Source organism: Actinoplanes sp. TBRC 11911 (genome assembly GCF_012933445.1).
Taxonomy (GTDB): Bacteria; Actinomycetota; Actinomycetes; order Mycobacteriales; family Micromonosporaceae; genus Actinoplanes.
The window spans coordinates 233,569-259,785 of sequence record NZ_JABBNC010000003.1; the positions used below are offsets into that span (position 1 = coordinate 233,569).

Here is a 26,217-nt window from a genome sequence, read left to right on the forward strand (position 1 = left end):
CACCCCAGATCTCACCTGATCCCGTACGCCCGGATCACCGTCACCGCGGCGGTGTTGCCGGCGGCGTCGGTGGCCGTGACTCGCAGTGACACGAAGCCGCTCGCCGGATTCGTGGCTTTCACGGTGCGTTGGTCACCGCTGCCGGTGACGGTGGCCGGCCGCCACGTCTTGCCGTCGTCGGTCGAGAAGTCGGCGGTCAGCCTGCGGTTCGCGGCGGCATCCGAGCCGGGCGATCGTTCGACCGTGGCGGGGATGGCGAAGGGGCCTGCCGGGGCGTTGTTGCCGGCGTCGAGGCGCGGGCTGAACCGCACGGTGGACAGTGGCAGGCCGGCGTCGCCGTCGGACGACGCGAAGGTCCACTCACCGCTGACCGAGGTGCTGAGACGGAATGGCGCGGACCGCCGGGCGGACATCTGGAGCCGGTAGCCGGCCCGGGCCGCAGGCACCTTGAACGTGCCGTGGTCGCTGGCCGCCTCGCCGACCAGGGTGTCTCCGGAGTACAGCGCCACCCGTGCGCCATCCAGCGTCAACGTCTGCCCGGGATTACCAGCGCCGTCGCTGAACAGCGGGATACTGGCCGAGATCTCGTTGTCCTTCCGCACGACCGGTGGGTCGTCGTAGACCTCACTGGCCACCGAGGGCGCGTACACCGCGGTGTTCCAATCCTGCTGGTTCACCGCACCTGGGGTGTACTGCCGGGTCGGTCCCGACGAGTGGGTGAGCGTCTCGGGGAACGAATCCGGGTCGTCGGTCTGCGTCTGTACATCGAGGTCGCTCTGCCAGCTGAACCTCTCCTGGCTGTTGAAGTACTCGGTACGGTTGGACGGCAGGGTGACCGGCACTGGGACGGTGGCCAGATAGTTGCCGTCCAGGACCGGCCAGTTGCTTTGGACGCCGACCGTGCCCGCGGGACCCGCGGCGTAACGCGCGTTCACCTTGCCCAGTTCCGAGGTGGTGATCCGCTTGTCGAAGCCGGTGAAGAAGCTGCCCTTGCGCGAGTAGATGGTGTCGTATGTGTACGAGCTGTCGCGGAAATCGCCGTTGTCGCCGCGGGCGAACACACTGTTGATAGAGCCGATGAATCCGTCACTTGTGGTCTTCGGCCCGATCTGCGCGGTGTAGATGTCACCCGGCGTCACGGAATCGGCGATCATGTAGGCGCCTACGGTCCAGTACGCGGTGGCTTTCAGCCCGGCCTGCCGGGCGTCGGGACGTGGCGGCGTGATCGTCACCGGCCGGCCCGCGCGCGCGTCCAGCGTCATGGTCGTGTCCGCGCCGACCACCACCGAGGGCTGCACCAGCATGGTCGTGTCGTTCGCCCCGTAGATCAGGCTGTACACGCCATAGGTGCCCTTGGGCAGCTGGACCGATTCCTCCTCGAGACCCCAATACGCCTCGGCACCGGTTCCCTGCCCGCTGAGCGGGACGAACCCGGTCCAGTAGTTGAGGTTGGGCTGGCCGTCCCGGCCGAGGTGGCGGAGCTTGACCGTGAACTCCTGCTCATGGCGGTCGATCACGACCGGCGTCTCCACCCGTACGCCATCGGCGGTGCTCGCGACGATCCGGGCACTCTTGAAGCCGTCCGTGCCCGCTCCGCTGGTGTCGGCGGTGACCGCGGTCGTCGCGGTCCCGCCCGCGGGCACGGTCAGGCTGTTCGTCGCCGTCGAAAACGTCCCGGTGTCGCCCTCGACCGAGAGCGTAAGGCTGACCGGCTGGCTGCCGGCGTTGCGGTAGGTGAGGGTCTTCGTGACCGGGACGTCGTCGTCGTGCGGCCATTGCTGCTCGCCGAAGGTGACGCTGCCCTCGTCCACCGACACGTTCTGGCCGATGGCCCGCGCCACGTTGAGTCGTCCGGCGCCCTGGCCGAACACGTCCGTGCCCGCGATCGGATCGGCGGCACCCATCAGCAGGGTCTTACGCTGCTGGGGAGTCCAGCGGGGGTGCAACTCGGTGATGATCGCGGCGGCGGCGGCCACGTGCGGTGTGGCCATCGACGTGCCGGTCATGTTGGCGTAGCCCGCCGGTGCCGGATCGCCGATGTGACCGTTCGCGGCGCGCGCCGCCGTGATGTTCACGCCCGGCGCGGTGATGTCCGGTTTGATGGCGCCGTCGCCCTGGTTCGGCCCCTTGGCGGACGAGTAGTACAGCCGGTCGGCGTAGTCGACCGAACCGACGGCCAACGCGGAGGGTGCGCTGGCCGGCGAGTCGATGGTGCCACGGCCCGGCCCGCCGCGGTTGCCGGCCGCGATCACGAAGAGTGTTCCGTACTCGGCGGTGAGATCCTCGACCGCCTGCTCCGTCGGGTCCATGTCCGGCGCGTCGTAGCCGCCGAGGCTCATGTTGACCACCGGAGCGGTTTGCGCGGCCCACTGCATGCCGGCCAGCACCGCGGACTCGTCGCAGAAGCCGGCTGCCTCACACACCTTGCCGATGGCGAGCTTCGCGCCGGGCGCCACGCCCTTGTACTTGCCGCCCGACTCGGCCCCGCTGCCCGCGATGATCGAGGCGACATGAGTGCCGTGGCCGTAGAGATCGTCGGTGCTGGGCTCGGTGGTGAAGTTCTGACTCGCGACGATCTTGCCGGCGAAGTCCGGGTGGGTGGCGTCGATGCCGCTGTCGAGCACGGCCACCGTGACGCCGGTGCCGTCCAGGCCCTGCTGCCAGGCCGTCGGCGCGCCGATCTGGGACGCGCTGATGTCGTCGCTGAGCTTGAGCTTTCCATCCAGGTAGATCCGGTCGATGCCCGGACGCAGTGTGCGCGCGGTCGCCGGGCCGGTGGTCAGAGCGGTCCAGAGGGTCGATCGCCCGGTGGCCGGCGTGCGCATCGACTGCATGCCGACGCCGGGGAGATCCCGGCCCAGTCGTGTCGTCGCGCCCGCCGCGGCCCGTACGGAGGACGGCCCTTTGCCCTTGCCGGTCTTCGGGTAGGAGACCAGCAGCGGCAGGTCGGCGTCGCCGGTGTAGCCGAAGCCGCGGAGCGTGGTGACATCGAAGAACCGTTGATCGAGGCGCTTCTGCCGGATCAGGGGCAACGCGTCGGTGGGAATGACGTACTGGTGGCCGTCCGCCGTGTAGCTCAGGGTCCGCACGCCGGCGCGGCCGGGTCCATGCTCGAAGGCGATGCCGCGACCCGAGACGGTCACCCGGTCACCGGTGATCAACGTGATCCGGATCGGCTGGTCCGGCGTCGTGCCCGGGGGTTCGGCGGTGAGGCGTGCGGCGGAGGCCGCGGACGGGACGGCGGCAGCGAGCCCGCCGGCCGTCGCCACCGCCAGCAGAGCAGCGGAAAGTCTTCGCAAGCGCATGTACGGATAGACGCATGTGACGTCGTGGATGTGCGCCGCCGAGTCCGCCGGGCACGGTGTCAAAGCCGACAGAACTGCCGAGCAACCTTTCGCTCGAAATCGGTGTCGCTCCGGACGAATCCGTCACCTAACGTGTCGTTGCGACTGAATCGCATCCGACACGTGGGTGAGCGGAACGCGGGCAGGTCCGCCCGGCGGCGGCGCGATGAGCGTGCGGGCAGTCCCGGCGTGGCCTGCTCCAACGGGAGTGGTGCGAATCCCGTACCTTATCGGGGGTTTCGGTTATTTCTGTGGGGGCGACCGGCGCAGGGAGCGCACATTCTCGGGCTGATCGGGCAATGTCGCGGTGCGCATGCCGTTGAGGTAGCCGTCTGTTTCGCGGCGTTCGCCGTATTCGATGGTCATTTCGGTGAGGCTCTCGCTGAGGTTGCGGAGTTCCTGTTCGCGTTCGGCGGCTAGTTCGGCGCGTAATTCGGACAGTTTGGTGGTCAGCTCGTCGGTGCTTACGCCGGGTTGCTGCTGTTGCCGTAGCTGCAGCAAGATCTGGTCGCGCGAGAAGACAACCAGGACGGCCAACCAGGACAAGACGAATAGGCCGGTGACAATGGAGAACACCACGAGGGGTTGCAGGTCCGGCGGGGGTGGTGGCATTCCGTTGGGGCCGGGTGGTGGGTGGCCGCGCTCGGGCATCTCGAACAGAATGGCGACTATGAGCGCGCCGGTGGCCGCCGTGGCGACGATGACGGCGGCGATCAGCAGCTTCGAGATTTGGACGTGCAATCCGCCGTTGGTGGATCGAACGTGCGGGAGAGACCTGTCGGTCATGGTCCGAGAGTACGGATACGATGCGCTTAGCGCGACAAATCTGTCACCCGGATCTGCGGCGGCGGGATAACTTTCGGTACGGGTCGAGCATTCGATCTAGAACCGTTTCGAGCGCCTCGCGGTCGGCCTGCGGGATCGGTGAGTCGTCGGCCAGCAGGCGGGCCAGCTCGTGGGCCAGCGGATGCATGGCCGGCGAGGTCGGCTCGGGGCCGCGGAGACGGTCCGGGTACGCGGCTCTGACCAGCTCGTTCATGGACTTTCCGAGCAGCGGGGCGATGCGTTCGATCGACCTGATCGTGGGGCGCTGCTCCTCGCTGAGCCAGCGCAACACCACCGACGGGTCGGTGCCGACGGCGCGGGCAAAATGCGTCGGTGTCGGGAATCGGGCAGCCAGGATGGCCTCTTTCAGGTACGCGCCGAAGCCGGTGGATGCCACCCGGTCAGCATAGGTCCGATGCCGACTGTGCCAGTTCCCCGTTTCGGGCGGGGGAAACAGCGATTCCGACGATTGGCTACAGAGGCAGGCGCTGATATCTTCGTTGTCTCGATAGCCAATGCCTCTGCTCCGGGGGGCATGACGGGGTGAGGGGTCGTGGACGGCGTGATCGGCACGGTGGTCCTGAGCATCGTCGCGGTGGGCGTCGTCGTGTGCGCGGTTGCCGGCCTGAGGTATGGCCGCTCCAATCGTGCCGGGAACGAGCCCGCACCCCGTCTACCCGAACCTGAGCCGGCAATGCCCGGTGCGGCCGTGGCGGCGGCCGCACCGTCGGCGGCGGGTGCGTTCAAGGCGGTGAGCGCACCCGCCGAGCCGCCGGCTACGGAAATCGCCGCGCGCGTCGTCCGGGAAATGCCGGATGCTGTCGTCCGGGAAATGCCGGATGCTAGAGCCGCGGAACGGCGGCAGTTGAGCAACAGTGGAGCGAGGCGATTCGGGCCGACCGGCTCCAATGCCCGGACGATTCGGAGCATCCAAGCTCGATAGTCCATGGTCCGCCCTGCGCCTCGCCGGCCCTTTGCCCGAGGGACCATTTGGGGCAAAGGGTCGGCGAGCGCCTCAGGCGGAAAGACCGGCCTTGATCTGGCGGGTGAGGTCGTCGGCGAGAATCTCCTGCTGTCCCGCGGCGAGGCCGTCGAGCGCGCGCTGGGCGATGATTACCGGCGAGATCTTCTGCTCGGCCGGGATGTGCGCCGAGAAGTCGGTGTCGATGAACGCGACGTGCAGGGCCGTGACGTCGATACCGTCCGGGGCCAGCTCTTCCCGCATCGCGTTGGTCAGCGCCCAGCCGGCCGCCTTGGACGCGGCGTACCCGCCGTCGGAGGCGAAGTGCACCCACGCGATCGCGGAGTTGATGTTCAGAATCGTCCCGCCGCCGTTGGCCTTGAGGACGGGCACGAAGGCGCGTGACACGGCGAGCGTGCCGAAGTAGTTGGTCTCCATCTCCAGCCGCAGCGAGTCCAGATCACCGCCGATCAGCGGCTGCTGGGTCGCCACCCCCGCGTTGTTGATCAGGAGCGTGGCGTCGCCTGCGATGCGCGCGGCGGCCTCGAGGGTGGCCGGGTCGTTCAGGTCGATCAGTAACGGGACGGCGCCCGGGATGTCGACCGACTCCGGCCGGCGGGCGCCCGCGTACACGTTGGCGCCGCGTTCGAGCAGTTGGATGGTGAGCTGGCGGCCCAGGCCGCGATTCGCGCCGGTCACCACGGCGATGGCGTTAGTGAGATCCACGCCCTAGAGATTATGGTCATCATCTCATGCTGACAATGTAAGAAATGACACCCATCATCTCTACGCTTGCTGCATGAACCGGGCACAGCAAGCGCAAGCAGAGGTCAACCGGAAGCGCGTCGTCGAGACCGCCGCACGCCTGTTCCGCGAGGACAGCGTGGCGAAGGTGAGCGTGGTCGACGTGATGACCGAGGCCGGCCTCACCCACGGCGGGTTCTACCGACAGTTCGCGTCGAAGGACGCCCTGGTCCAGGAGGCGCTGAACCAGGCTTTGGACGAGCACCAGGAGCGACTGGACGCGATCAGGGATCCGGCGGATGCCGAGGGACTCGCGCGGTTTCTCGACAACTATCTGTCGGAGGTGCACCGTGAGTCGCTGGGCGATGGCTGCCCACTTGCCGGGTTTGCCGGGGACATCGCCACACCCGGGGCGGACGCGGATCTCCGGGCTGAGTTCGCCAAAGGGATTGAGCTCTATGTTGAGAAGCTCGGGGATACGACCGCGGTGGCGACGATTGTGGGGGCGATGATCCTTGCCCGGGCTACGGCCGGTACCGAGCTCAGTGATCGGATTCTTAGGGAGGCACGGGCCTCCTTCAATGACGAGGCTCCGCGAGTGCATGGCTGAGCTGAGCGAGCCATGACCGCATCTCGGATACCGAATGCTGATAGCCCAGGCGAACGCAGAACACTTGACGCTGGTGACCCGCGATCCCGAGATCGCCAGGTACGACCTCGAAGTCCTGACGGCGTAACGCCGCTGCCTATTAGCACCTTCCTCGTGCCTCTCGGCCAGCCGGACGGATGACTCGTCTTACCTAAGTAGACAGTCGGTTCGGTACGCTCGCCGCCGACCTTTCGGCGTAGCCTCCGCACGATGCTGCGTTACGAAAGGGTGACCGATGAGTGAAGAAACCTGGCTCACCGCCCGGCTGATCCCGACTTCGGGGATTAACGGTGCCGACGAGCAGGAGCGTCGAGCGACATCAGCGTTGCTTGCCGTCATGAGCTCGGTGCGGGAATTCGGTCGGGCATTGACCCAACCCTTCGGCGCTCCTGCCGGACCCGTGCAGACCTTCATCGAGGTGCCCTTCAAACTCGGCGACGGCAAGTTCTTCCCCGACGGGCTCATTCGGGTGTCTCGAGGACAGCGCCAGTGGACGGCGCTGGTCGAGGTCAAGACCGGCGGCAATGAATTGCAGGTGGATCAGCTGGAACGCTATCTAGACATTGCGCGTGAGCAGGGGTTCGACGCATTGATCACGATCTCGAACGAGATTCCGCCGATCCCGGGCCAACATCCCACCGCGGTCGACAAGCGAAAGCTCAGAAGGGTTGCCCTCCATCATTTGCCCTGGTCGGAGGTTCTGACCGCCGCGGTGATGCAAAAGGAATACCGTGGCGTCGCCGACCCCGACCAGGCCTGGATCCTGGGTGAGCTGATCCGGTACCTGGAGCATCCCCGATCAGGCGCGTTGGAGTTCAGCGACATGGGTTCGAGTTGGGTCCCGCTGCGGGAAGCGGTGTCTGCGGGAACCCTGCGAGCCGCTGACCCGAAGGCTGCGGAGGTTGCCGGGCGGTTTGACGCCCTGGTGCGGTTCGCAGGTCTCAAACTCGGTCGGCAACTCGGCACCGAGATCGTTCCAGCGCTCAGCCGACGAGAACTGACGGAGCCTGCCATCCGGACACAGGCGCTTGTGAATCAACTTGCGGCGACCGGCGCGATGACGGCTGCCCTACGGATTCCGGGTGCGGTCGGCATCCTGTCGCTCACCGCCGACCTGCGCGCCGCACAGATCACGTGCTACATCGATGTGGACGCGCCAAAAGAGGGGAAGCCCACCACACGCGTGAATTGGCTGGTCCGTCAGCTCAAGAACGCGCCTGAGACTATTCGGCTGGAGTCGTTCGCCTCATACTCCCGCGGACCCGGCAACGCGGACCTCTTGAAGGTGGTACGCGAGAACCCCGCGGTCCTGGTGGGCGACACAAACAAGGAGATCCGATCGTTTCGGATCGCTGCCGGCTCTCCGGCCGGGACCAAACGCGGCACCGGCCGTGGTTGCTTCATCGATTCGGTTCTGAACGCGATCGATGTCTTCTACGAACAGGTCATCCAAAACCTCAAGCCTTGGATGCCGGCACCCCCGAAACTGCGTACCCCCGAGGAAGTGATCGAGGCAGAGCCGGTCGCCTCAGCGTTGATCTCAACCGCCATCTCCTCCCAAGATGGACCCCAACCAGACGCGCCCACCAACCCCACACCCACGCCGGCGACGCAAGGCTGAGGGCCGTCGGCCCGGCGACGCGCGCTGGTCATCGGCCCCGGGGTCGCGCTTTCCCCGGACGAGGGGCCGCCACGCCTTGGAGGTGCTACCGGCTTGCTTGAACCCCGTCGAGGAAGTGCGCAAGGTCCGCACAGCACTCGGCAAGCTTCGCCTTGACCAGGAATTTTGACAAGTCGACCACTCGATACGGCCCCCGGGCCCGATGCGACAGCTGGATCGACGACTGCTTGAGCCGACGGCGCGCGACCACCGATCTCGTTCAGTTTTCGATGCCGTTCAGTTAGACTGAACAGATGGCGGAACCGAACGACGACGAGGCGACGGACAACGTCGCCCGTCGCCTCCTGGACTCCGTACGGGAGCGGCTGCGAGAGCTCGGCATCGATCTCGAGGTCGAGCCTCAGGCACCTGATGCGGGTTTTGACGCGGTCGTCACGTTGTCACGCGCGGGAAACCGACAACGCTACGTAGCGATGATGAAGGAGCCAATGACCCTCACCTCCCTGACACACGGAGCCCGTGGTCCGGCGCGGAGAACGCCTCATGCGTTGATCCTTGGCAATCACATCAGCCGCCGGAGTGCAGCAGCCTTTCGAGACGCAGGTATTCAGTTCGTGGACGCGCTGGGAAACGCGTTCATCTCCTTCGGCGATGTTCTCGTCGAGGTGCAAGGCCGGGCCGAGACATCATTGCGGCTCAGCAACGAAACGCACACCGTGCGGCAGCACCGGCCAGCGAACATCTTCAGCTCTAGGCGCTCACAGGTCATCATGTCGCTCCTCGCCTGGCCCGAGCTCTCGACCGCGAAGGTCCGCGAGGTCGCCACTGCCGCCGGAGTTTCCACCGGACAGGCGCACGACGCGCTCACCCAGCTCCAAGACGCCGGATTCCTCGTCGCAGGCTCCAAGCGATTGCACCAGATCGACAGGCTCCTTGATCTCTGGACCGCGGCTTATCCGCGTGGGCTAAGCGAGAAACTCGAGATCGCCACCTATTACGGAGACCCCACCCGTCCGGTCAGCGGCCTACCGCCCGCACAGCCGTACTACCTCAGTAGCGAGTCCGCCAAAGGCAGTGGAATCGTGCGTCCAGCGACCTTGACCGTTTATCTCGACTACCTGGAGCCGAAGCTTCCAGTCCGGAATCGATGGGATGCGGACCCCGGCCGCCCCGCGAACATCTTCGTCCGGCGAAAATTCTGGACTTCGCCGCACGCCGACGACGAAGCAGCGGCAGCGGAGGGGCGCAATGCCCCGTGGCCGCTCGTCTACGCCGACCTGATGGCTACGAGGGACGCCCGACTCGGTGAAGTGGCCAGGGACTGGAGGGTCCGTTTTGCTCGACCTGACAAGGTGTGATCCAGCGCTACTGCAGCTCCCGGATTTGGTGGTCTCCGTGCTCTTGGCGCAGTCACCGGCCCTACGCGCCGAGGATGTGATGATCGTCGGCGCACATTGCCGCGACATCCTACGGAGTGCATTGGGCCAGCGTTCCGGCGAACGCACCACGGAGGACATCGACTTCGGCTTGGCTCTCGCGGGCTGGGGCACGTACAACGAGTTAGCGCAGAGACTAGAACCGGCTGGGGATACCGGCATCCGGTACAGAGTCGCAAACGTACCGACCGATCTCATGCCATTCGGCAAGGTGGAAAACCCGGCTGGCACAGTGACTCCGCCGGCTCGCCGCGACCAGATCAGCGTATGGGGCTTCACCGAGGTCTTCCGCGCCTCCCGCCCTCTCCCCCTGCCCAGCGCCGGAACCATCCGCGTACCAACGATTGCCGGCTATGCCACCCTCAAACTCGCCGCGTGGCTCGACCGCAGCGCGTACGGCCAGTACAAGGACGCTGCTGACATCGCCACGGTGCTGTATTGGTATTCCGAGCTGCCCGACGTCGACGCCTTTCTGTATGACACGGAAGACGGCCAAGACATCCTCGCGCAGGAGGAATCGGACTACCCGGTCGCCGCTGCAAGAGTTCTCGGACAGGACATCGCCGCAATCATCGGCAGCACTCGCCTATCCGAACTAGTAGCGCGCTGGCCGGGATCGCGAGAGGACTCGCTGTTTGCCGAAATGGCCGTATCAAACGTCCCCGGTTGGCCTCGCTCTCCAGAGCGCCGCCGCCAGTTTATGCAGGGGCTACGGCGTGGCCTGAGCAGCGACGCAGAAGGCTAACCGTCCATGTTCAGTTTCACCTTCTGTTCAGTAACACCGAACCAGAGCCAATACTGAACACACCAGGAAGATGACTGGTTCGTGGCGCGATGCCTCGAACTGGACGTGGCCAACCAGGGAGAGTCACTGGACGCGGCGCTGGCGAACCTCCGCGAAGCCGTGGAGCTGTACTTGGAGCAGGTTTCCCAGCCCGAGATCGAGGCAACGCCGTTCGTGACCGCATTTCAGATCGCAGCATGAGTCCTGCTCTGGCCGATCTGCCACTCCGCAAGGTGGTGAAAGCCCCGAGTAGGGCGTGATTCGTTCACGCCCGCATTAAGGGCAGCCACGCCGTCTACCAACATCCGAACGGCCGCGTCGTCGTGATCCCTCAGCATTCAACGATCAAGCGCGGAACACTCGCCTCAATCCTCCGGCAGGCTGGCCTGACCCCGGCCGAGTTCAAGCAACTGCTTCGGTAGGACCGCTGCACAGCGCTCCGGAGGCTCAGCCTCTGGGCAGGCACGCTCGCCCGCCAGCTCGATGACGACGAAACATCGGCGGCTCGCCGTTACTCGCGAGACCCCCAGGCGTCTCCTCGACCTACTGGCCAGTCAATCATCCCCGCCCGATGGGCGACCACCGTGGGCGACCACCGCACCGTGGGTTTCCGGGGGCTCGGCCCCCGGAGCAGACATACCGGAGCGGCCCCCGGTTCGCGCTTTCCGCGAACAGGGGGCCGCCAGCCGTGGAGGTGCTGTCCGCTTACTTGATTGAACTCGATGGAGGGCGTCGTGTCGCTCCGCGCCGACTTGGCCGATCCGCAGTCCGGCAATCCAGACTCCTCAGCATGTCCGCCGACCACGACGTGCGACCTGAACCTTGCTCAGTAGTGATAGCGCGCCTGCACGACGATCAGGTTCTCGCCGCGAACGGTGTAGACGAGCCGATGCTCGTCGGTGATCCGCCGCGACCAGTAGCCGCTGAGATTCTCGGTCAGTCGCTCCGGTTTCCCAATTCCCTGCCCTGGGTCACGCAACGCTTCCTCGATCATCCGATTGATCCGGCGAAGCGTCTTGGGCTCACCCACCCAGGACGTGTAGTCCTCCCAGCCGGTCTTGTCGAATGCGACATTCACGAGGCTTGACGCTCCGTCTCCTCCGCATCAGAGATCAGATCGTGCCGCTCGAACTCACCGGCCTCGACTCTGGCCACGCTGTCCAGGAGCCGCCGCGCGTTCGCCGGCGACCTGAGCAGGTACCGCGTTTCCACCAACGACCGCCACAAATGCTCAGGCACAAGGAAGGCAGTGCCTGACTTCGAAACGATCTCCACCGCCTCTTCATCGTCGTTGACCTGCTCGATCAACGGGAAAAGCCGCTTCCGCGCCTCACTTGCAGACAGCGCCACAGCCGCACCTCCTTCGGTTGTACCAACACCCGGTACCAGGTTACCCCCTTCGCTGCTCCGCATGCCAACAAACTCCCGACTCCAGGACTTGGCATAGTTAGCTTTCCCTTGCTATAGTTAGTTTCCCTCACCGCGGCTCGCCACCCACAGCAGGCAAGACCAGCGCGAGCGAAGCGCCGACACGAGGAGGCAGCTTGAAGGACATTGAGGTCAGCGACGAGGCTTACGAGAAGATCTCGTTCGCCGCGAACATCGCCGGGATCAGCTTGGCCGTGGCCGTCGACCGACTAATCGCGAAGGCCAGCGAGCCACCGAAACACGCCAAGGACACCGAGAAAACCTCCGAAGTGGACGCGGACGAAATCACCGTCGTCGCGAGCTACCGCGGTCACGAGGTGTCAGGTTTCCTGAACCTGGCAACCGAACGACTCCGCATCACAGCAGCACCCAAGGCGGAATTGATCAGATCCTACCGATCCCCGAGTAACGCGGCGGTAGAAATCGTGCGCGCACTCAATCCCGCCCGGCAGCGCCCAGAAACGAACGGCTGGCGCTTCTTCAACGGTCCCGACGGACAGGTGATCGACCGACACCGTCGACACCGGCCCTGACCCCGCTCAAACGGATGTGGCGCCAACCTTCTGGTCAGCGCCACATCCGCGTTCTTGCAGTGGAGGTGCTGTCGGCTTACTTGAACCCAGTGGTTCATGTACGGCCCCTGCACACCGCACTTGCCGACAGCCCATTCCTCGGCAGGTCAACACCCATCGACCAGCCGTAAACGGGCATCGCCGGATCTGACTTGCCTCCGGCGCGCGACGGCAAGCCTCTTCACCGAGCGCTCGCTGCGGCCCAAATCATCAGGGACGCAGGCCGGAGGCTAGGGGTGCTTCGTCTGATGCGCGGGGGCGACCGGTCGATACTGCCACATCGAGTAAGTTGACGAGTATGGATGAGCCAGACTGGGACAAAGAGCCCGAGGCCGAGCCTGTCTGGGTGTGGGACGCTAGGCACGGTTCTGTGGACGGCAGCAACGATGTGGTCGGCGAGCCATCGGGCATCGATGAGATCCGCGAACGTCACCCCAAGGCGTACGACCGCTGGACGGGCCGCGCTGACGCCGAGCTCGCTGCGGGATATCTCGCCGGTCGCACGATCGAGGAACTTGCTGTGGAGTTTCAGCGGCAACCGAGCGCTATCCGACGCCGCTTGGAAAAGATCGCGTTCGCGGCGATGACCCAGGCGCGTAGCAGACCGAGCGAGATTGAGCCCAGCTGACGCGTGGCGGCCGCACGCGAGTACCAGACCAGCTATGCAAGACCCTCTTGGCGGTGGCGACCGATGATCTTGCCGTGGACCTGCTGTCCGCTTCCATGAAGCGCGCCGACCGGATGCGGCGACTCCGCGAAGCCCTCAAGACGGCCGCTTCCGCCTCGCGATGGGTGACCACCGCACCGTGGGGTCTCCGGGGGCTCGGCCCCCGGAGCAGATATAGAGGGAGGCCCCAGTCCGCGCTTTCCGCGGACAGGGGCCTCCGCCTCTCGTGGAGCTGCTGTCGGCTTACTTGAACCCCGCCGACCAGATACACCAGCTCCGCGATGCCCTCGCCAAACTGCCCGAGCACTGACGGGTCCCGAGGCCCGCACCCCGAGGCTTCGGGGCCTCGGCGTCCGGCAGCCACTCGCGGAGCGTGCGTTCCAGCAAGTCCGGGTCGGCCGACGGGCGCGGGTACCGCGTCCAGAGCCGGCTCAGGCAGCCGCCGCCACGGTGCAGGAATCGCACCTTCAACCAAAATGAGCGCACACCCGGGTGCGCGGTCGCGCCGGGACTGAACGGCCGGGCTGGGCAACCGCACGCGCAGCATGGCGTGGCCGACCGCAGCCTCCAGCACGAGACCTAGTCGGTGCGCTATTTCATCGCTACTTTGCTCTGCCAGCGGGCCGCACTACAAGCCAGGGGGCAGGCCTTGGGACTCAAACCAAGCCAGGTCCTCCGCCTCGACTCGACCCCAGAAGAACTGCAACCTGATGCGAAGAAGGCGTCGCCCGGACGGGGTCATGCCAGCGACGCGCTTATCCTGAAGTTCAGTGACCCGAGAAGCATAAGTTTGGATCGTCGTAAAATCAGCCGCATGCACTGAGTACTCATTTTCTTCGAGATGTCCAGGCAGCGCAGCGAGAGGGTGACTATTGAAGGAGTACTTTGGACCGCCCTCGACCTTACTAGGAACTTCCAGCGCCAAGGCCTGCCGCTCTTCGTCAGACCTCGCCGAAATCCGCGAAACACGAGCCAGAGACAGAACGCCGCGTTGCTCAATCGTGCAGCACTGTGAAACCACGATATAGTAAGACTGTTTAATCGATTGGAGAACGACCGGCTGATCGGCGGCGGGCGGCTCCTCGGGGCCACGAGCATAATGAAGCGGCCATGAAAGCTTCGGCAAACACAGGCCAGCCAAAAGGTCGCCCTGCCGAAGGGTGGCGGTCTTTTCGGGCGCGACTTCAAGCCACATAAGTATCAGTCTTCGTCGATTATATCGAAGTCGATTCCTTCGCTCATGAACCCACCGCCTGAAGCGGTCACCACAGTCCGATAGTCAGCTCCACTGACCTCGCCAATCAAGAGGGAAGGTCCCGAATCGAAGTCACGCCAGGCAAATTCTAATAGCGCGCTCAGTGACTTTTGCGTCGACGCCCACAAATCTTCATGGAGTAATGCAGACAGTGGCACTATATCGCGATGCCGGAAACTTACGGTACCCAGATGACTGCGCATCAAGGCCAATGCGCCGCCCCACCCGCGCGATGTAAGAGCCGACTGTTCAAGAAGGAGATCTGCCATCGCGTCGATTGCGCCGGCCGGGCCGGTCGTCTCATGCTCTTCTTCTCGTTCAGCCTGCGGGCTCGGAGTTTGGCGTTGACGGCGCGCGGTATGCCGGTCGTAGATCTCACCTACTAGCGGGGTCGAGCGGGTAAATGGACGATCCGATGGCTTGAAGGAAACGTTCTTCTCAACGATTGGCATCAAACACCTCCCGCAAGTGATCCGTAATAGCGGCTTCGAAGGCCATGCGCTCAAGGTCACGCAACTCATCAAGCCTGGTTAGGATCTCACCCGCCGTAGCGGGGATATCAGCCGGCTCCTTGATGACATCCAAATCCAGCAAGACCGCAGGCGTAGATCCGGGCTTACTAGCGAAGGTCTGAATGAGCTTGATGTTGTTCTCGGGAATGATTGATTCACTCCGATCGAAGAAGTTTACTACCCTAAAGCCAAGGCTCTCCGGAACATCAACAGAGATGTTGAAATAGTCATTGAGTTCAACCGGATCGGGGGGAAGGTCAATTGTATTGACGTACCTGATGCCTATCCGTTCAACCTCAGCGGGAGCGGCTACGTCGATGTATGCAGACAGAGCACGTTTTATGTCGGAACGAAAGCCTTCCCAGCCCTCGTAAGGTGCGAGCATATGCACCGTAAGATCATTCCTGCCGACACGAATCAATCGGCGCGAATCCTTTGATGCGAACTCATATATAGGCTGCTGTGCCACGACCCTAAGAGCAGCCACTTCGGCTTCCGTTTCGTCATTGGCAATCTGGAACGAGCTTCCACTGATCTGCTTAGGTTCGACCGCGTACGTTTCCTTCAACCTGTCAAACAGCACACTCGGCGTCGAGAACCCCCAGTGTTCGCTCGCCATAAAGTGCGCAGCAAAGGTTGCCTCCAGGATCGGAGGCTTAAGGTACTCGCGGCGGCCGGCCACTAGGCCGCCTCCCTGGCTGTGGTCATATGACTACTCCTGGTGACTAGGCGCCTGCAGTTCAGGATAGCTTTCTCGGCGACCGGTGGGCACGGAGGATTGGTCGAGTTTTGGATACCAAGAGATCGTCGGCCTGGTTGACTCGCTCACGCAACGCCGCCCGTGTATACGGGCAAGTGGACTAGTTCCGCCGTTGGGGCCCGTCTCCGCTCGATCAGGTCTGGTCGCCGGAGGTGTCCGACCCGCGCACTCGCGGCCCTCAGAGTCTCATTGGCCTGGCGCTGTTCGGCGTTCTCCTTCGCCAGCCGGCGGTTCCCCTCCAGCAGGTCTGTGCTCGGCCGGTCATGTCGCTCGCCAGCGTCGGCCTCGGCCTGCCGGATCCAGTTCCGCAACGTCTCGTGATGCACGTTCAACTGCTCTGCCGGGCGCCGGATCGTCGGTTTCGGGTCCGACTCGCGATACAAACGCACGGCACGCGCTCGCAGCACGTCGGGCTACTTCTTCGGTGCTGCCACGGAGGCCTCCTCCCCTGATTAGTCCGCTTACTTGAACCCCGCGGCACAGGTACACGATCTGCGCGCCGCGCTCGCCGAACACCGTTCGCCAAGCTGAGTCGCCGACCGGTGCCCGAAATCGGCAGGCCAGGCGTCCGCCGCCCCGCCGTGATCGACTCGGGCGAGACCCGCGCCGTGACTGCCTTGTGGGCTCATACCCTGGAGCCGGCATGACGTGGATCGATTTGGAGGTCAACCGTCGAGTTCATCCCTCGCAGCTCGAATGAACTCATCTCGGGCCTCTGCGAACTGCGTACCTTCATCGACCTGTAACCTGATCAAATCTTTGACGTCGGCCGTGATGCCTAAGTCCGACAGCAGTGCGCGCATTAGCTCCATCGCCGCCTGTTCGACGGCTGTCGACCGGGTCAGCAGGACAACTTCTCGATACAGCCGGTCTGTCTCTCGGGATGAAAATCCGTCGAGGCCATGCCGATCCCAGCCGATAGCGGCGGTCTCAGGATCCTCTCCGAGTGCGCTCGCGCGGATCTCCAAACCAGTAATCCCATGCAGCCGGAACGTCTTGTCGGTCGACTCGACGAATTCGGAGTACACGCGCAAGCGCGAGTCATGGAACCGCGTGCGGGCGCGTTCCTCGACTTCGGCTCTACGTCGTCGCGTCTCCGCGTTCTGGCCGACCTTCTGTGTAACGACCGCGATGATCCCGGCGAGTATCGCTCCGAGCAGCGCGGCTGAGCCGGCGATGTACGCTGAGGCGACTTGAGGAGCCATATCCCCACACGCTAGAGACCCCTGCCTACCCCAGCGCCGGCCGCAGCGCTCGCCAAGTTGAGAACGTCGGCCTCTCCCGGACGACGGGTGCGGTCCCGACTGGTGTTCGGCCTACCCCTCAAGAATGAAAAAGCGCAGACATCGGTGTTGGATTCGGTGGCGATAGCGGTATGCGGGTACGTCGTTGAATCCCCGGCGGTCCCGATCATGCTGCGGTGGGAGGACTGTCCGGGCCGTACCGCCTGCCCGCGCGTTCACACTTCACCGCCGCTCGCGGGAACTGGCCAGAGGGTGAAGGGTGGCCGCATGCGCGGCCATCCCGGCGCCAACTCGGTTGACAAGGTGTTGTGATCCGCTAGATCGGGAAAGGCCGTTCTTAATGGATGTTCGGTAGCAGCAGCGTGCTCGCGTAAACCCACACAAAGACAACAGAACCGATGATGAATAGTAGAATATACGTCTCATACCATCGAAAAAGATTCCGCAACTTCGGTCTCTGGCGAAACCCGCGGTAGGCTATCCGGTCGGTCAAATCACATTCCTCGTTGCGGTAGTCAATCCAGTTCAACATCCCAACGACGAGTAGCAAGGCAGTAAAGAACGCGACGAAAGTCAACAACCAAAGCAGCGCCACTGTAGCGGCGTTTGCCACACTTGGAGATATGCCCCATTTCCGGTATCCCACAAAAAGCGCTAATCCTGCACCTACGAGCGCCGTGGCGAGCGTCTGATAAAGGGCAAGAAACTTATAGACATTCTCGTTCAAAGCATTCAGCTGCTGGAGGACGAATTTATATCGTTCAAGCTCGACGTTATCTCGCCGTGTATTCGTATGCGTTCGTGAGGCGGCCACCCTGGGCGGCGGGGCTACTCGCACTTTCGGCACGTTCCCAATCCTGTCCGCACGGTCATGGTTCGATCAAAACGCAAGCCTCGGACCCGAATCCCCCAATCTCCAGACGCGCTCCCAAGGTCTGCGCCCGCGATGCTTACAAGGAACTCAGCCCCTAAACTATAAATCGTGATAGGCAGCAATCGAGGTCCGAGAAAGGACTACGGCGTCTGCGAGAATATCCCCGCCGTTATAAGTCGCTACCTTGAGAGGTTTACCCTTCCTTTTGCTTTCTACTTGCGCCCTCCTACATGCATGAACTTGCTCCAGCGGAAATTCCCACGCCTCGGAAATCGCTGCCTCAAACAGCGAGCCAGGATTGAGCCTGTCATCAGCATCTGCCAATGGCCACATCCGAGTCGCATCATGAAGTGCAGGCCGCGCCCCGTCCTCAAACCAAACAGAGTTCGGGACCGGATCCGCATAGCCGGAAAAGGTTCCTACTCTAATCAACCGATGCACAGGATGGACTTCGATCACTTCGTCTCTCGATCGGAGCCATTCGCGAATTTCGACTTCAGTAAGCCGATGCTCGCCAACTTCCCACATTGGCAAACCAGTGTAATCTCCGCCCAGGACACGCATGGCTTCTGCGAATGTATCAGCCCACCACCAGGAGTCGTGATCGATTTGACGGGCCTCCGCCTTCTCAACCTCACCGGTAGCCCATTTAGCGATGCGATCCGATGTAATTACTGGCAATGCCTCATCTCTTGCAGCCCTAGACGGCTCTCCAACCAAAAGACCGACAACTCCAAAAACTCCGGTTCCAGTCCGGCCAGGGCCAGCAGTTACAACCGAAGCATGCCAGCCCGCCCAGCCGATTTTCTTAATCACAAGTTCGTCGGTCGCGCAGAAGCGCCCAACTATGGAACCATCGTTGTCGGTAACGACATCAAGCTTAGGAGAGTAGTGTCTAATGACGTCCAGAAGAATGTCATCTGCATCTTCGGCGATCGCCTGCTCAATACCGCTCCAGCCTCCTAGTATCCTTGCCAGCAAAACATCACCACCAACGGTAACCCAGTCATTCTGGGCAAGCACTTGTGAATAGTCGTTGTCTGACGGCTCTTTCACCCATATATTTGCTTCGGATGCGGGCAGAAGATATCGAACTATCCGCCCAAGGCTATCACTTTCAACGCTAAGATTCTTTCCACTGTAAAAGGGATTCGGCGTGTAGAACTCAATATTGCCATCGAAGTCAATAAAGTCTTGATCGATCAGGACACGAACTGTCGTCCCGGCTTCATCCAGCATCTCGTCCGACCTGGCACGCCTCATGATTGGGCGCCGGCTGAGGCCGTCGCCAAATTCAAGGACCCAGGTGTCCTCTCTTCCGGCGGCTAGCGATCGCGATATGACTTGCACACGGTCACCGAGCATAAAAATAGAAAAGAAGCCGATGCCGAATTTACCCGTGGGAGAGAATTGGCTTGCTATGAGGCCAGGGTTTGCGTGGGCGACCGAGTTTGAGAGCCAGGAAGAGCAGCCGAAGTCCAGAAGTGGCCCTGTCATCACCTCAGGCGTCATTCCGATGCCATTGTCACTTACTTCAAGCCAGATCCCGTCCTCTGCCTCGAACATTGCTAAATAGACATTCGGGCTTCCGGCTCGCCTTCCGCGATAGTCCTGGAGAGCTCTCTTGGCCTTGACCGCATCGCACGCATTCACGACGATCTCGCGTATTGGCGCCAGTACGTCACGCCCGTACAATTCTTTGCCGCCCAAACGACGGACTAGGTTTGCAACGTCAGTGACCTGGACGCGGGTGTCTACCGGTTCCCATCCGACGCACTCGACCAAACGGCCGAAGGCACGAGGCGAGTCTGCCCCAGCAACCGAATCTGCGGAAAGTGAAACCCGTCCATTCTCCAAAAGAAGGTTAGCAATTCCGCGCAGTTCTACATCCACCATGCCTACAGTTTCAAAAGCAAGCCACCAGGAATCGATATCTTCCTCGGAGAAAGCGCCAAGCGCCGTGAATATCAACTTCCCGTTTGCCAGATACGGCTTCGCCATTCGGTTCTGAAATACCCAGTGTGACAGACTGCCATCGGTTATCTGACGGACTGCGGCAAGGATATCGGGAGCTCTTCTTCCATCTAGGTGGGCGGCGTCAGCCGCTCGCAGCAAGCACGCCACTGCGAGTGGATCGACTTTCCAGTCCGCCGGAGCAAACGATGGAGCACCAACAGGATTCGAGAACTCCTGCGGCAGAGTTTCCCTGTCCCAATGATGACTTGCAGCCAACCGACCAATCAGTCGACCGAATCTGGATCTAAGTTCTGGATCAGCTATTAAGTAATGTTCAGATCCATCGAGACCCCTCCAGTGCCCAAGCGGTAGGTCCTCGGCTTGCCGGGCATGAAGATCACGCAACATACCGTCTTCTGCCGACCTGGCCACATCATCTGGAGGCTGGACTAGCTCCGAAGGATGCGGCAGCCGCCCGTACTGGCGTCTTATTTCCGCCGCGATACGGTCCGGCCATTCCGGCTGGTCCCTCAGACCCTTTTCGCTCAGGGCATACGCCGCTCGGCTCATGGCCAAATCGTGGCATAGCAGAGCAGCTCCGAAGACGAACGCGGCGGCAGGGTTCAGTTCAACCTTGCCTTCTGCCAACATATCAGCGATCTCCCAGAGTGGATCTAGGTGATCTTCATCGTGGCGAGTGAATGTTGGAAGGTCTCGCGCTATCTCACTGGAAAGAAGAAGCGCCTTCGACCGCACGTCGACGAGTCCTTGTCGTAATCGGTCCCTCGCGGACCGATCGTCCTCATACGACATGTCCTCGAAGGCAGATTTCCATAAACGGGTCCGCTGAATTTGCTCTATACCCATATCATCCCCTTGAACGATCGATTCTAGTCGACCAAGGATCCCATCAGAGGACGACAATACATCTCCCAGTCAACCCAAGGGGAGTCAGGATCTCGAATTTCGACACGAACAGGAATTCTGCTTCTCAGTCGTTCGGATCGTGGGGGCGTGAAGGTAACGGCATTCATAATCATCGGACGGTAGGACTAACCGAACTCTCCTGGGACGGCATCATGTGCCCGGACGTCCGCGTAGACGAGGTGACTGTTCGAGTTGACCACTGGCAGCCTCGTGATTGGCCGGTATCCAGATCGCCCCAATTGGGACACCGGTCGCTTGAGGCCCCGGTCGTGCGCGTTGTCAGAGCCGTGTGCGGCCGGGCGCCCGATGCGGGCACCTCAGCAGGCGATTTCGCAGCTTCCGGCCCATACTCGCTCAAACGAGTCGAGGTAGGTCGCGGCCATGCCGTGAGCGGCCCGCTGCTTCAGGTGGATCACCGGGGCGTGTGACGCTGGGTGCCCGTAGACGTGTGTGTTGATCAGTAGCTCATCGTCAGCTCGATAAATCGAGTTGTAGAGCACGGTGTCATGTAGGCGCAGCTCGCCGCCAGCGTCCGCGACGGAGCGCAAGCGGATCAGTGAAGTGCGGATTCGGGCGCTCATGCCATCGCCGACCTGCTCTTCATGGCCTCGATCGGCGACATGGTGCCCGTCCGGGCGCCCGAGTGCGATGCGTACACGTACGCCAGCTTCAGCCTTGTCTCGTATGAGCGTCGAGACGGCGAGGTCCTCTGCCAGGAAGAGCGCGCTGTACGCCAAGACGCTGATCTCCAGCTTTGCGTTGTCGAATAGCCGTGACCAGGCGCTCGCTGGAACGACGTTGCGTTGTGGGTAAACGATCCGCACCTCGTCGGCCTGGCCGTCAGGGTCGGCCGGCCGTGAGAGGTCTGGCCATAGCTCTTGGAGCGACCAACCGGTCATTCGTGCTAGGGCGTCGCGGTGCCGCGGGTAGGGCATGCGGCCGGCGATCCAACGGTCCACGGTCTTTGGGTCGACGCCGAGGCGTGCCGCTACCTCGACTGTGTTTATCCCGGCGCCGCGTAGGGCGCGGGCTAGAGGATGGTTCACGCAACGACTCCCATCGCTGGCGAGAACCGTCATCGTAGCTAAGAAGTCCCAAGACGTCCTAACGGTGTGGTTCACGGGCTGTTACCTCGCGTGAAGGCTTGGAAGCGATCACGACGAGAACGACGGGACAGGCTGCGATGACAGGAGACCAGAGCGCCGAACTGGCTGCGGCGCGGAAATCGGCGGACCGTCTGGCGATTGCGCTTGAGGAGATTGGCTTCGACGTGGGTCAAGAGTTCCCGGCGCTGGACGGTGCCGTCAGCCGGGAAGGCTCGGCTGTGGTTCGGATCGGGGACGTTCAACCAGACATCGCGGATGGACTTGCTTCGGCCCTCACGCGCGGCATGGTGGGCAGCTTCCTGGTCGCACCACGGCAGGACCGCCGCGAAGTGGACCACGCTGACGAGGAACGGAGCTCTCAGGCGGAACAGATCAGCGCTTGGGTGGAAGACATTCGGAAGTCGGATGGTGGCCGCGGACTGGCATTCCATATCCACAACGCGAGCGCGATGCCCGTCTACGAGGTCGAACTGCCGTTGCCTGGTCGGCCCGGCGAGGAGGAGCCACGCTCTGAGTCCGTAGGTCTGGTTCCACCAGGGCAAACAATCCGGCGGCCGGCGCCCGCGGAGTGGCTCGGAACGTATGTGGCGCCGGAACCCGCGAAGATTGAATTCACCGACAACGTCGGCCGCCGCTGGACCCGCGATGAGCGAGGCACGCTATCTCGCGCACGCTGACGCCATCTACCTGGCCACGTACGGCAGAGAAGCCTTGATCTTGCGGTGGCGTTATTGGTTAGTCTGCCTATGTGGATCACATCGACCGTGCCCGTGACCTGGCGCGTACGTTGCTGGCCGAGTCGATTCCACGGCGCTGGGCGCACAGCCAGGGCGTTGGCCGTAAGGCGGAGTCGGTTGCGCATTTGGTCGGCGACGTCGCTGCGGCGCTGGTATCTGCGGCCTGGCTGCACGATGTCGGCTATGCGCCTGACCTCGTCGTGACTGGGATGCATCAACTCGACGGTGCCCGCTACCTGCGGGACGTCGCCGATGCGGATGATCTGGTCTGCCGGCTGGTTGCGCACCACTCCTGCGCGTTCATCGAGGGCCGCAATCGCGGGCTGTCTGAGCAGCTTGCGAGTGAGTTCCCACCCGTCGAAGGTCTGGCGTCAGACGCGATCACCTATGCCGACATGACGACCAGCCCGGACGGCGAACCGGTTGAGGTGGAGCAGCGCCTCGCCGAGATCATCGCTCGGTACGGCGACGGCCATCTCGTCGCTGAGTCGATTCGAGAAGCTAGTCCGTTGATCGTCGAGTCCGTTCGGACCGTTACAGCGGCACTGGGCAAGGACTGACGTTCAGTCGGCGCGGGAGAGTGTTCCCTGTTCGTCGCGGCTCCAGCGACGGCCGGCGCTGTCTAGGAACTCGATTTGTACGGGTTCGGGCTCGACGTAGGTTCGTCGCCAGTCCGCGGGTGCCGGGCGTTGGATCGTCTGGCCGGGTGGGACGAGGCCGACGAACTCTGAGCCGGCGTCTTCGTCGCCCCGCGAGGGTAGGGGCAACTCGACTTCGTAGATCGGCATGGCGCTCGCGTTGTGGATATGGAAAGCCAGGAGATCGCTGCCGTCGACCTTGCGGATGAGTTCGACCCATGCGCTGATGCGTTCGGCCTGAGCGCGTCGTTCGTCCTCGGCTCGGCCGGCCTCGCGATGGTGCTCCCGACGGAGCAGGAGGAAGCCGACCAGGAACGCGCCGACGGTTCCCACGGCAGCGAAGACGTCGGCGAAGGCGCTGACCGCGTCGCTATCCAAGGTGTATGTCCTGCGGTGTGGTCAGGAAGTGGTCGAGTCGCATGCGCATCGAGCGGTCCATCGGCAGAGAGGCGATCTCGCGTACGGGAACCCACTGGACCTCGGTGGTTTCCGCGCTCGTCGTCGGTGCACCGCCTGTCGGCCGTGCTGCGAAGACGACGGAGAACTCCTGCCGTGCCTCGCCGTTGCTCGTATAGAGGATGACGTGACGAGGGTCGGTGAAGATGCCGACCAGGGCCGTTATCTCCACGTCGATTCCGGTCTCCTCGGCGGTCTCGCGTACGGCCGTTTCGGGCAGAGACTCGCCGATGTCCATGGCGCCGCCCGGAAGCGCCCAGTTGCCGTTGTCGGAGCGGCGAATGAGCAAGATTTCGCCGTCCTCGTTGGTGACGATCACGTTTGCCGAGGGCACAAGCGATGTGGCACGTGGCGCGTCAGGGTCGTCGTAAAAATCGATGCGCCGTGCCATGCTGCCCTCACCTCAACGGGGTCGCTTCGTCCCACACACGCTCGAAGCTATCCAGGTACGTCGACACCATCCCACCACCAGCGACCCGACGCAGATGGAGCACGGGCGCCTGAGCTGCGGTGAAGCTGTAAATGTGGGTGTTGATGAGGACCTGGTCGTCTGCGCGGTAGATCGAGTTGTAGAGCACGGTGCGGTGTAGTCGGAACTCGATGCCGTCGAGCTCGCGGAGCGGCCGGTACATCACCAGGGCGTTTTTGATCTTTCCCGCTTGTACGTCGTCTACGCCCTCGTCGGTGCCGCGCTGCGCGACTGCCTCGCTGTCGGGGTCGCCGAGCAGGATGCGCACGCGTACGCCGGCGTCGGCCTTCTGCCGGAAGATCCGTTGGATGCCGGCGTCCTCGGAGAGGAACAACCCGCTGTAGACCAGGACACCGATCTCCTGCTCAGCGCTACTGAACACGTGGCGCCACAGATCGGACGGCACGGTCCAGCGATGTGGATAGATGTTGACGATCTCGCTCTCACTGGCGCTGGCCACCTGGTCCGGACTGAGCGCGTCGGGCCAGAGATAGACCTCGTCGACCCCGAGGCGAGCGGCGACCGCATACCTGTGACGGCGGTACGGCGTTCGGCCGCTGATCCAGCGCTCGACGCTTTTTGGATCGACGTTGAGCGCCTCGGCGAGGTCGGCCGGAGTGATGCCGCGTTCCAGCATTGCGGTGCGTAGTCGCTCGTTCGGCATCGTCTTCCCATCGGGACGTCCGGCAGCGCGTCCACAGTAGGCGAGACGTCTCGGACACGTCCAGCCACTACCTGATCACGTCCCGTCCATTGATCGCACTCTCAATGGCGTCGATGCGGACCACGCATCGCCGAACCGAGAGGAGATCAACGGAATGGACACCCAGCACTTCGCCAGTGAGGTCCCGACCTGCCCATGCGGCGCACGGCTCGGTGCGGGACATCCGACGCTGTGCCGCAAGTGCGTCGCTCGGATGCGCTGGAATCGCCGGCACCAGCCGCAGGGCGGTCACGGCGGCGCTGACCGGGCCATCCGCACGCGACGGGGACGGCGTAACCGTAACCGAGACGGTGGTGACGCATGACGATCGCCGTCTCCGCCGTCATTCTGCTCGGCGTCTTCGTCTTTCTGTTGTGGCGGTACGCCCGACTACCGCTCTGGCAAGCGGCCATCTGTATGGCCTTCGGCTACTTCCTCGCCTCGTCCTCCATCGGCCCGGAAATCGGCAATGGGCTGCGCGCCCTGGCCGGCTTCGTCGCCGGATTGGACGTCTGACATGACCACGTCCGCCAGAGCCAGGCCGCGCGATTGGTGGGTGATCGTCGGCATGGCCGTTGCCGCAATCTCGGCCGCGGTGGCCAGCTTCGCCGGTCTTCGCGGACTTGCCCAAGTTGCTGGCTGGCCGGATCGGCTTGCGTGGCTGTTGCCGGTGACGATCGACGCGTACGCGATGACATCGGCTCGCGTGTGGCTTGCCGGAACACTTGGCAACGACCGAGCCGGAGCCTTCGCACGCGCCAACGCGATCGGCGCCATCGCCACGAGCGTCGTCGGCAACGCCGGCTATCACCTCGTCGCGGCCGGACTCGTGCCCATCTGCTGGCCCGTAGTCGTCCTCGTCGGAGCCATACCCGCCGCCGTCCTCGGGCTGACCGCCCACCTGCACGCACTCACAACGGTCGCGGCCACCAACCAGCTGCCAACGGCGACCGCTCGGAACGGTCCTCAGGCCAGTACCCGAGTCCGGACTCGGCGCGTGAAGCGCCGCACCGAAACCGACCTGCTCACCGCCGCCCGAGAGGCCGACGCGCGACACCGCGAAGCGCATGACGGCCGCCCGATCAGCCGTGACGGACTGCGAGCCGCGCTGCGCATCGCCGGACCCAAGGCAACCGAGCTGCGGCGACGACTCGCCGCCGAGACCAGCGAAAGCACCGACCGAAAGGAGGCTTCACCCCAACCATGACTAACCAATCGCGCATTCCGCGCCTGACCATCGACCGGGAGGCCGTTTCCACCCATGTACACGCTGCCCGGCATCGACCCACGCCGGTAGCTATCTGGACTGCCCTTGCCGACATCCCTGTCCTCCTCGCCGAGGTTCACCGACTTGCCGACCTGCTCAGCCGTACGCGATGGGACTTTGCCGACCTACTCGCCGCCGCCCGTGCCACGCTCGCCGCGGACCGCGACGGCGAACCCGACCCGTTGGCCTACCTTCGTGACGCGGTCGCCGAGCACCGGACTTGGGCGTCGCCCGACGACAGCGAACTTCGATGAGGGCCTACGGGCGCCGGCATCGCCGGTG

The 26,217-nt window shown here is 63.5% G+C and carries 30 protein-coding genes and 1 pseudogene; 14 read left to right on the forward strand and 17 right to left on the reverse strand.

Translation table 11 applies throughout. The features are described from left to right. Window positions 1–11: 11 nt before the first annotated feature. The 3 genes from HH310_RS06825 to HH310_RS06835 form a co-directional block, all read right to left on the reverse strand. A complete protein-coding gene (locus HH310_RS06825) occupies window positions 12–3,305 on the reverse strand; it encodes a S8 family serine peptidase (protein ID WP_169174562.1) in 3,294 nt (1,097 codons plus the stop codon). Window positions 3,306–3,587: 282 nt separating this feature from the next. Then, window positions 3,588–4,130 carry a hypothetical protein gene (locus HH310_RS06830; protein ID WP_169174563.1) on the reverse strand — a complete coding sequence of 181 codons (543 nt, stop codon included), beginning with the start codon at window positions 4,128–4,130 and terminating at the stop codon, window positions 3,588–3,590. Window positions 4,131–4,173: 43 nt separating this feature from the next. Then, complete coding sequence (locus tag HH310_RS06835) at window positions 4,174–4,566, reverse strand: helix-turn-helix transcriptional regulator (protein WP_169174564.1); 393 nt, start codon at window positions 4,564–4,566, stop codon at window positions 4,174–4,176. A 156-nt stretch (window positions 4,567–4,722) separates the two neighbouring features. Between HH310_RS06835 and HH310_RS06840 the strand changes: the two genes are divergently transcribed. Then, entirely contained in the window at window positions 4,723–5,112 is a 390-nt protein-coding gene (locus HH310_RS06840; RefSeq protein ID WP_169174565.1) for a hypothetical protein, read from the forward strand. Window positions 5,113–5,184: 72 nt separating this feature from the next. Here HH310_RS06840 and HH310_RS06845 read toward each other — a convergent pair whose 3' ends face one another. Then, entirely contained in the window at window positions 5,185–5,856 is a 672-nt protein-coding gene (locus HH310_RS06845) for an SDR family oxidoreductase (RefSeq protein ID WP_169174566.1), read from the reverse strand. Between the two features lie 73 nt (window positions 5,857–5,929). On the opposite strand from HH310_RS06845, the gene HH310_RS06850 reads away from it, so the two are divergent. The 6 genes and pseudogenes from HH310_RS06850 to HH310_RS45725 all read left to right on the forward strand — a co-directional run. Then, entirely contained in the window at window positions 5,930–6,484 is a 555-nt protein-coding gene (locus tag HH310_RS06850) for a TetR/AcrR family transcriptional regulator (protein ID WP_169174567.1), read from the forward strand. A 274-nt stretch (window positions 6,485–6,758) separates the two neighbouring features. Next, the gene (locus HH310_RS06855) at window positions 6,759–8,144 is read left to right on the forward strand and encodes a stress response protein (RefSeq protein WP_169174568.1); all 1,386 of its coding nucleotides are present in this window, start codon (window positions 6,759–6,761) and stop codon (window positions 8,142–8,144) included. A 293-nt stretch (window positions 8,145–8,437) separates the two neighbouring features. Next, entirely contained in the window at window positions 8,438–9,502 is a 1,065-nt protein-coding gene (locus tag HH310_RS06860) for a type IV toxin-antitoxin system AbiEi family antitoxin (RefSeq protein ID WP_169174569.1), read from the forward strand. Window positions 9,503–9,539: 37 nt separating this feature from the next. Continuing rightward, window positions 9,540–10,325, forward strand: a complete 786-nt coding sequence (locus tag HH310_RS06865) for a hypothetical protein (RefSeq protein ID WP_169174570.1) — start codon at window positions 9,540–9,542, stop codon at window positions 10,323–10,325. Window positions 10,326–10,406: 81 nt separating this feature from the next. Then, a complete protein-coding gene (locus HH310_RS06870; protein ID WP_169174571.1) occupies window positions 10,407–10,565 on the forward strand; it encodes a type II toxin-antitoxin system HicB family antitoxin in 159 nt (52 codons plus the stop codon). Between the two features lie 71 nt (window positions 10,566–10,636). Continuing rightward, window positions 10,637–10,786, forward strand: a pseudogene (locus HH310_RS45725) (type II toxin-antitoxin system HicA family toxin); the annotation flags it as partial. Between the two features lie 404 nt (window positions 10,787–11,190). Here HH310_RS45725 and HH310_RS06880 read toward each other — a convergent pair. Both HH310_RS06880 and HH310_RS06885 read right to left on the reverse strand, forming a co-directional pair. Beyond that, a complete protein-coding gene (locus tag HH310_RS06880; protein ID WP_169174572.1) occupies window positions 11,191–11,442 on the reverse strand; it encodes a Txe/YoeB family addiction module toxin in 252 nt (83 codons plus the stop codon). Further along, complete coding sequence (locus HH310_RS06885; protein ID WP_169174573.1) at window positions 11,439–11,714, reverse strand: type II toxin-antitoxin system Phd/YefM family antitoxin; 276 nt, start codon at window positions 11,712–11,714, stop codon at window positions 11,439–11,441. The genes HH310_RS06880 and HH310_RS06885 overlap by 4 nt, the downstream gene beginning before the upstream one ends. A gap of 194 nt (window positions 11,715–11,908) precedes the next feature. Between HH310_RS06885 and HH310_RS06890 the strand changes: the two genes are divergently transcribed. Beyond that, on the forward strand, window positions 11,909–12,325 hold the full coding sequence (locus tag HH310_RS06890) for a hypothetical protein (protein WP_169174574.1): 417 nt from the start codon (window positions 11,909–11,911) through the stop codon (window positions 12,323–12,325). Window positions 12,326–12,662: 337 nt separating this feature from the next. Beyond that, the gene (locus tag HH310_RS06895) at window positions 12,663–12,992 is read left to right on the forward strand and encodes a hypothetical protein (RefSeq protein WP_169174575.1); all 330 of its coding nucleotides are present in this window, start codon (window positions 12,663–12,665) and stop codon (window positions 12,990–12,992) included. Window positions 12,993–13,659: 667 nt separating this feature from the next. Here the strand turns inward: HH310_RS06895 and HH310_RS06900 are convergent. The 8 genes from HH310_RS06900 to HH310_RS06935 all read right to left on the reverse strand — a co-directional run bounded on the left by HH310_RS06900 (window position 13,660) and on the right by HH310_RS06935 (window position 21,458). Beyond that, window positions 13,660–14,226, reverse strand: a complete 567-nt coding sequence (locus tag HH310_RS06900; protein WP_169174576.1) for a hypothetical protein — start codon at window positions 14,224–14,226, stop codon at window positions 13,660–13,662. A 5-nt stretch (window positions 14,227–14,231) separates the two neighbouring features. Continuing rightward, window positions 14,232–14,738: a hypothetical protein gene (locus tag HH310_RS06905; RefSeq protein ID WP_169174577.1), complete on the reverse strand. Its 507-nt coding sequence runs from the start codon at window positions 14,736–14,738 to the stop codon at window positions 14,232–14,234. Next, the gene (locus HH310_RS06910) at window positions 14,725–15,480 is read right to left on the reverse strand and encodes a TIGR04255 family protein (protein WP_169174578.1); all 756 of its coding nucleotides are present in this window, start codon (window positions 15,478–15,480) and stop codon (window positions 14,725–14,727) included. Before HH310_RS06910 ends, HH310_RS06905 begins: the two co-directional genes overlap by 14 nt. A 143-nt stretch (window positions 15,481–15,623) precedes the next feature. Beyond that, entirely contained in the window at window positions 15,624–15,965 is a 342-nt protein-coding gene (locus HH310_RS45730; protein ID WP_169174579.1) for a transposase, read from the reverse strand. 258 nt (window positions 15,966–16,223) lie between these two features. Next, on the reverse strand, window positions 16,224–16,763 hold the full coding sequence (locus HH310_RS06920; protein WP_169174580.1) for a hypothetical protein: 540 nt from the start codon (window positions 16,761–16,763) through the stop codon (window positions 16,224–16,226). 376 nt (window positions 16,764–17,139) lie between these two features. Next, entirely contained in the window at window positions 17,140–17,649 is a 510-nt protein-coding gene (locus HH310_RS06925) for a hypothetical protein (protein ID WP_211191834.1), read from the reverse strand. Between the two features lie 126 nt (window positions 17,650–17,775). Beyond that, complete coding sequence (locus tag HH310_RS06930; RefSeq protein ID WP_169174581.1) at window positions 17,776–20,388, reverse strand: ATP-binding protein; 2,613 nt, start codon at window positions 20,386–20,388, stop codon at window positions 17,776–17,778. Window positions 20,389–20,876: 488 nt separating this feature from the next. Beyond that, window positions 20,877–21,458 (reverse strand): XRE family transcriptional regulator, encoded by a 582-nt coding sequence (locus HH310_RS06935; protein WP_211191835.1) that lies wholly within the window; start codon window positions 21,456–21,458, stop codon window positions 20,877–20,879. 245 nt (window positions 21,459–21,703) lie between these two features. Between HH310_RS06935 and HH310_RS06940 the strand changes: the two genes are divergently transcribed. Together HH310_RS06940 and HH310_RS06945 are read left to right on the forward strand one after the other, a co-directional pair. Further along, window positions 21,704–22,342 (forward strand): hypothetical protein, encoded by a 639-nt coding sequence (locus HH310_RS06940; RefSeq protein ID WP_169174582.1) that lies wholly within the window; start codon window positions 21,704–21,706, stop codon window positions 22,340–22,342. Window positions 22,343–22,413: 71 nt separating this feature from the next. Next, on the forward strand, window positions 22,414–22,962 hold the full coding sequence (locus HH310_RS06945) for an HD domain-containing protein (protein ID WP_169174583.1): 549 nt from the start codon (window positions 22,414–22,416) through the stop codon (window positions 22,960–22,962). A 3-nt stretch (window positions 22,963–22,965) separates the two neighbouring features. Here the strand turns inward: HH310_RS06945 and HH310_RS06950 are convergent, their stop codons facing one another. From HH310_RS06950 to HH310_RS06960, 3 genes are read right to left on the reverse strand one after another with little or no spacing between them, the layout of a single operon-like run. Then, window positions 22,966–23,418, reverse strand: a complete 453-nt coding sequence (locus HH310_RS06950) for a hypothetical protein (protein WP_169174584.1) — start codon at window positions 23,416–23,418, stop codon at window positions 22,966–22,968. After that, window positions 23,411–23,887, reverse strand: coding sequence for an NUDIX hydrolase (locus HH310_RS06955; RefSeq protein WP_169174585.1), 477 nt, complete (start codon window positions 23,885–23,887; stop codon window positions 23,411–23,413). The genes HH310_RS06950 and HH310_RS06955 overlap by 8 nt, the downstream gene beginning before the upstream one ends. Window positions 23,888–23,894: 7 nt before the next feature. Continuing rightward, window positions 23,895–24,629, reverse strand: coding sequence for a helix-turn-helix transcriptional regulator (locus HH310_RS06960; RefSeq protein WP_169174586.1), 735 nt, complete (start codon window positions 24,627–24,629; stop codon window positions 23,895–23,897). A 360-nt stretch (window positions 24,630–24,989) separates the two neighbouring features. Between HH310_RS06960 and HH310_RS06965 the strand changes: the two genes are divergently transcribed. The 3 genes from HH310_RS06965 to HH310_RS06975 are packed head-to-tail and all read left to right on the forward strand — an operon-like array spanning window position 24,990 to window position 26,189. Continuing rightward, window positions 24,990–25,184, forward strand: coding sequence for a hypothetical protein (locus HH310_RS06965; protein ID WP_169174587.1), 195 nt, complete (start codon window positions 24,990–24,992; stop codon window positions 25,182–25,184). Between the two features lies 1 nt (window position 25,185). Next, window positions 25,186–25,875, forward strand: a complete 690-nt coding sequence (locus HH310_RS06970) for a DUF2637 domain-containing protein (protein ID WP_211191836.1) — start codon at window positions 25,186–25,188, stop codon at window positions 25,873–25,875. Further along, window positions 25,872–26,189 (forward strand): hypothetical protein, encoded by a 318-nt coding sequence (locus HH310_RS06975; protein ID WP_169174588.1) that lies wholly within the window; start codon window positions 25,872–25,874, stop codon window positions 26,187–26,189. The genes HH310_RS06970 and HH310_RS06975 overlap by 4 nt, the downstream gene beginning before the upstream one ends. Window positions 26,190–26,217: the final 28 nt, after the last annotated feature.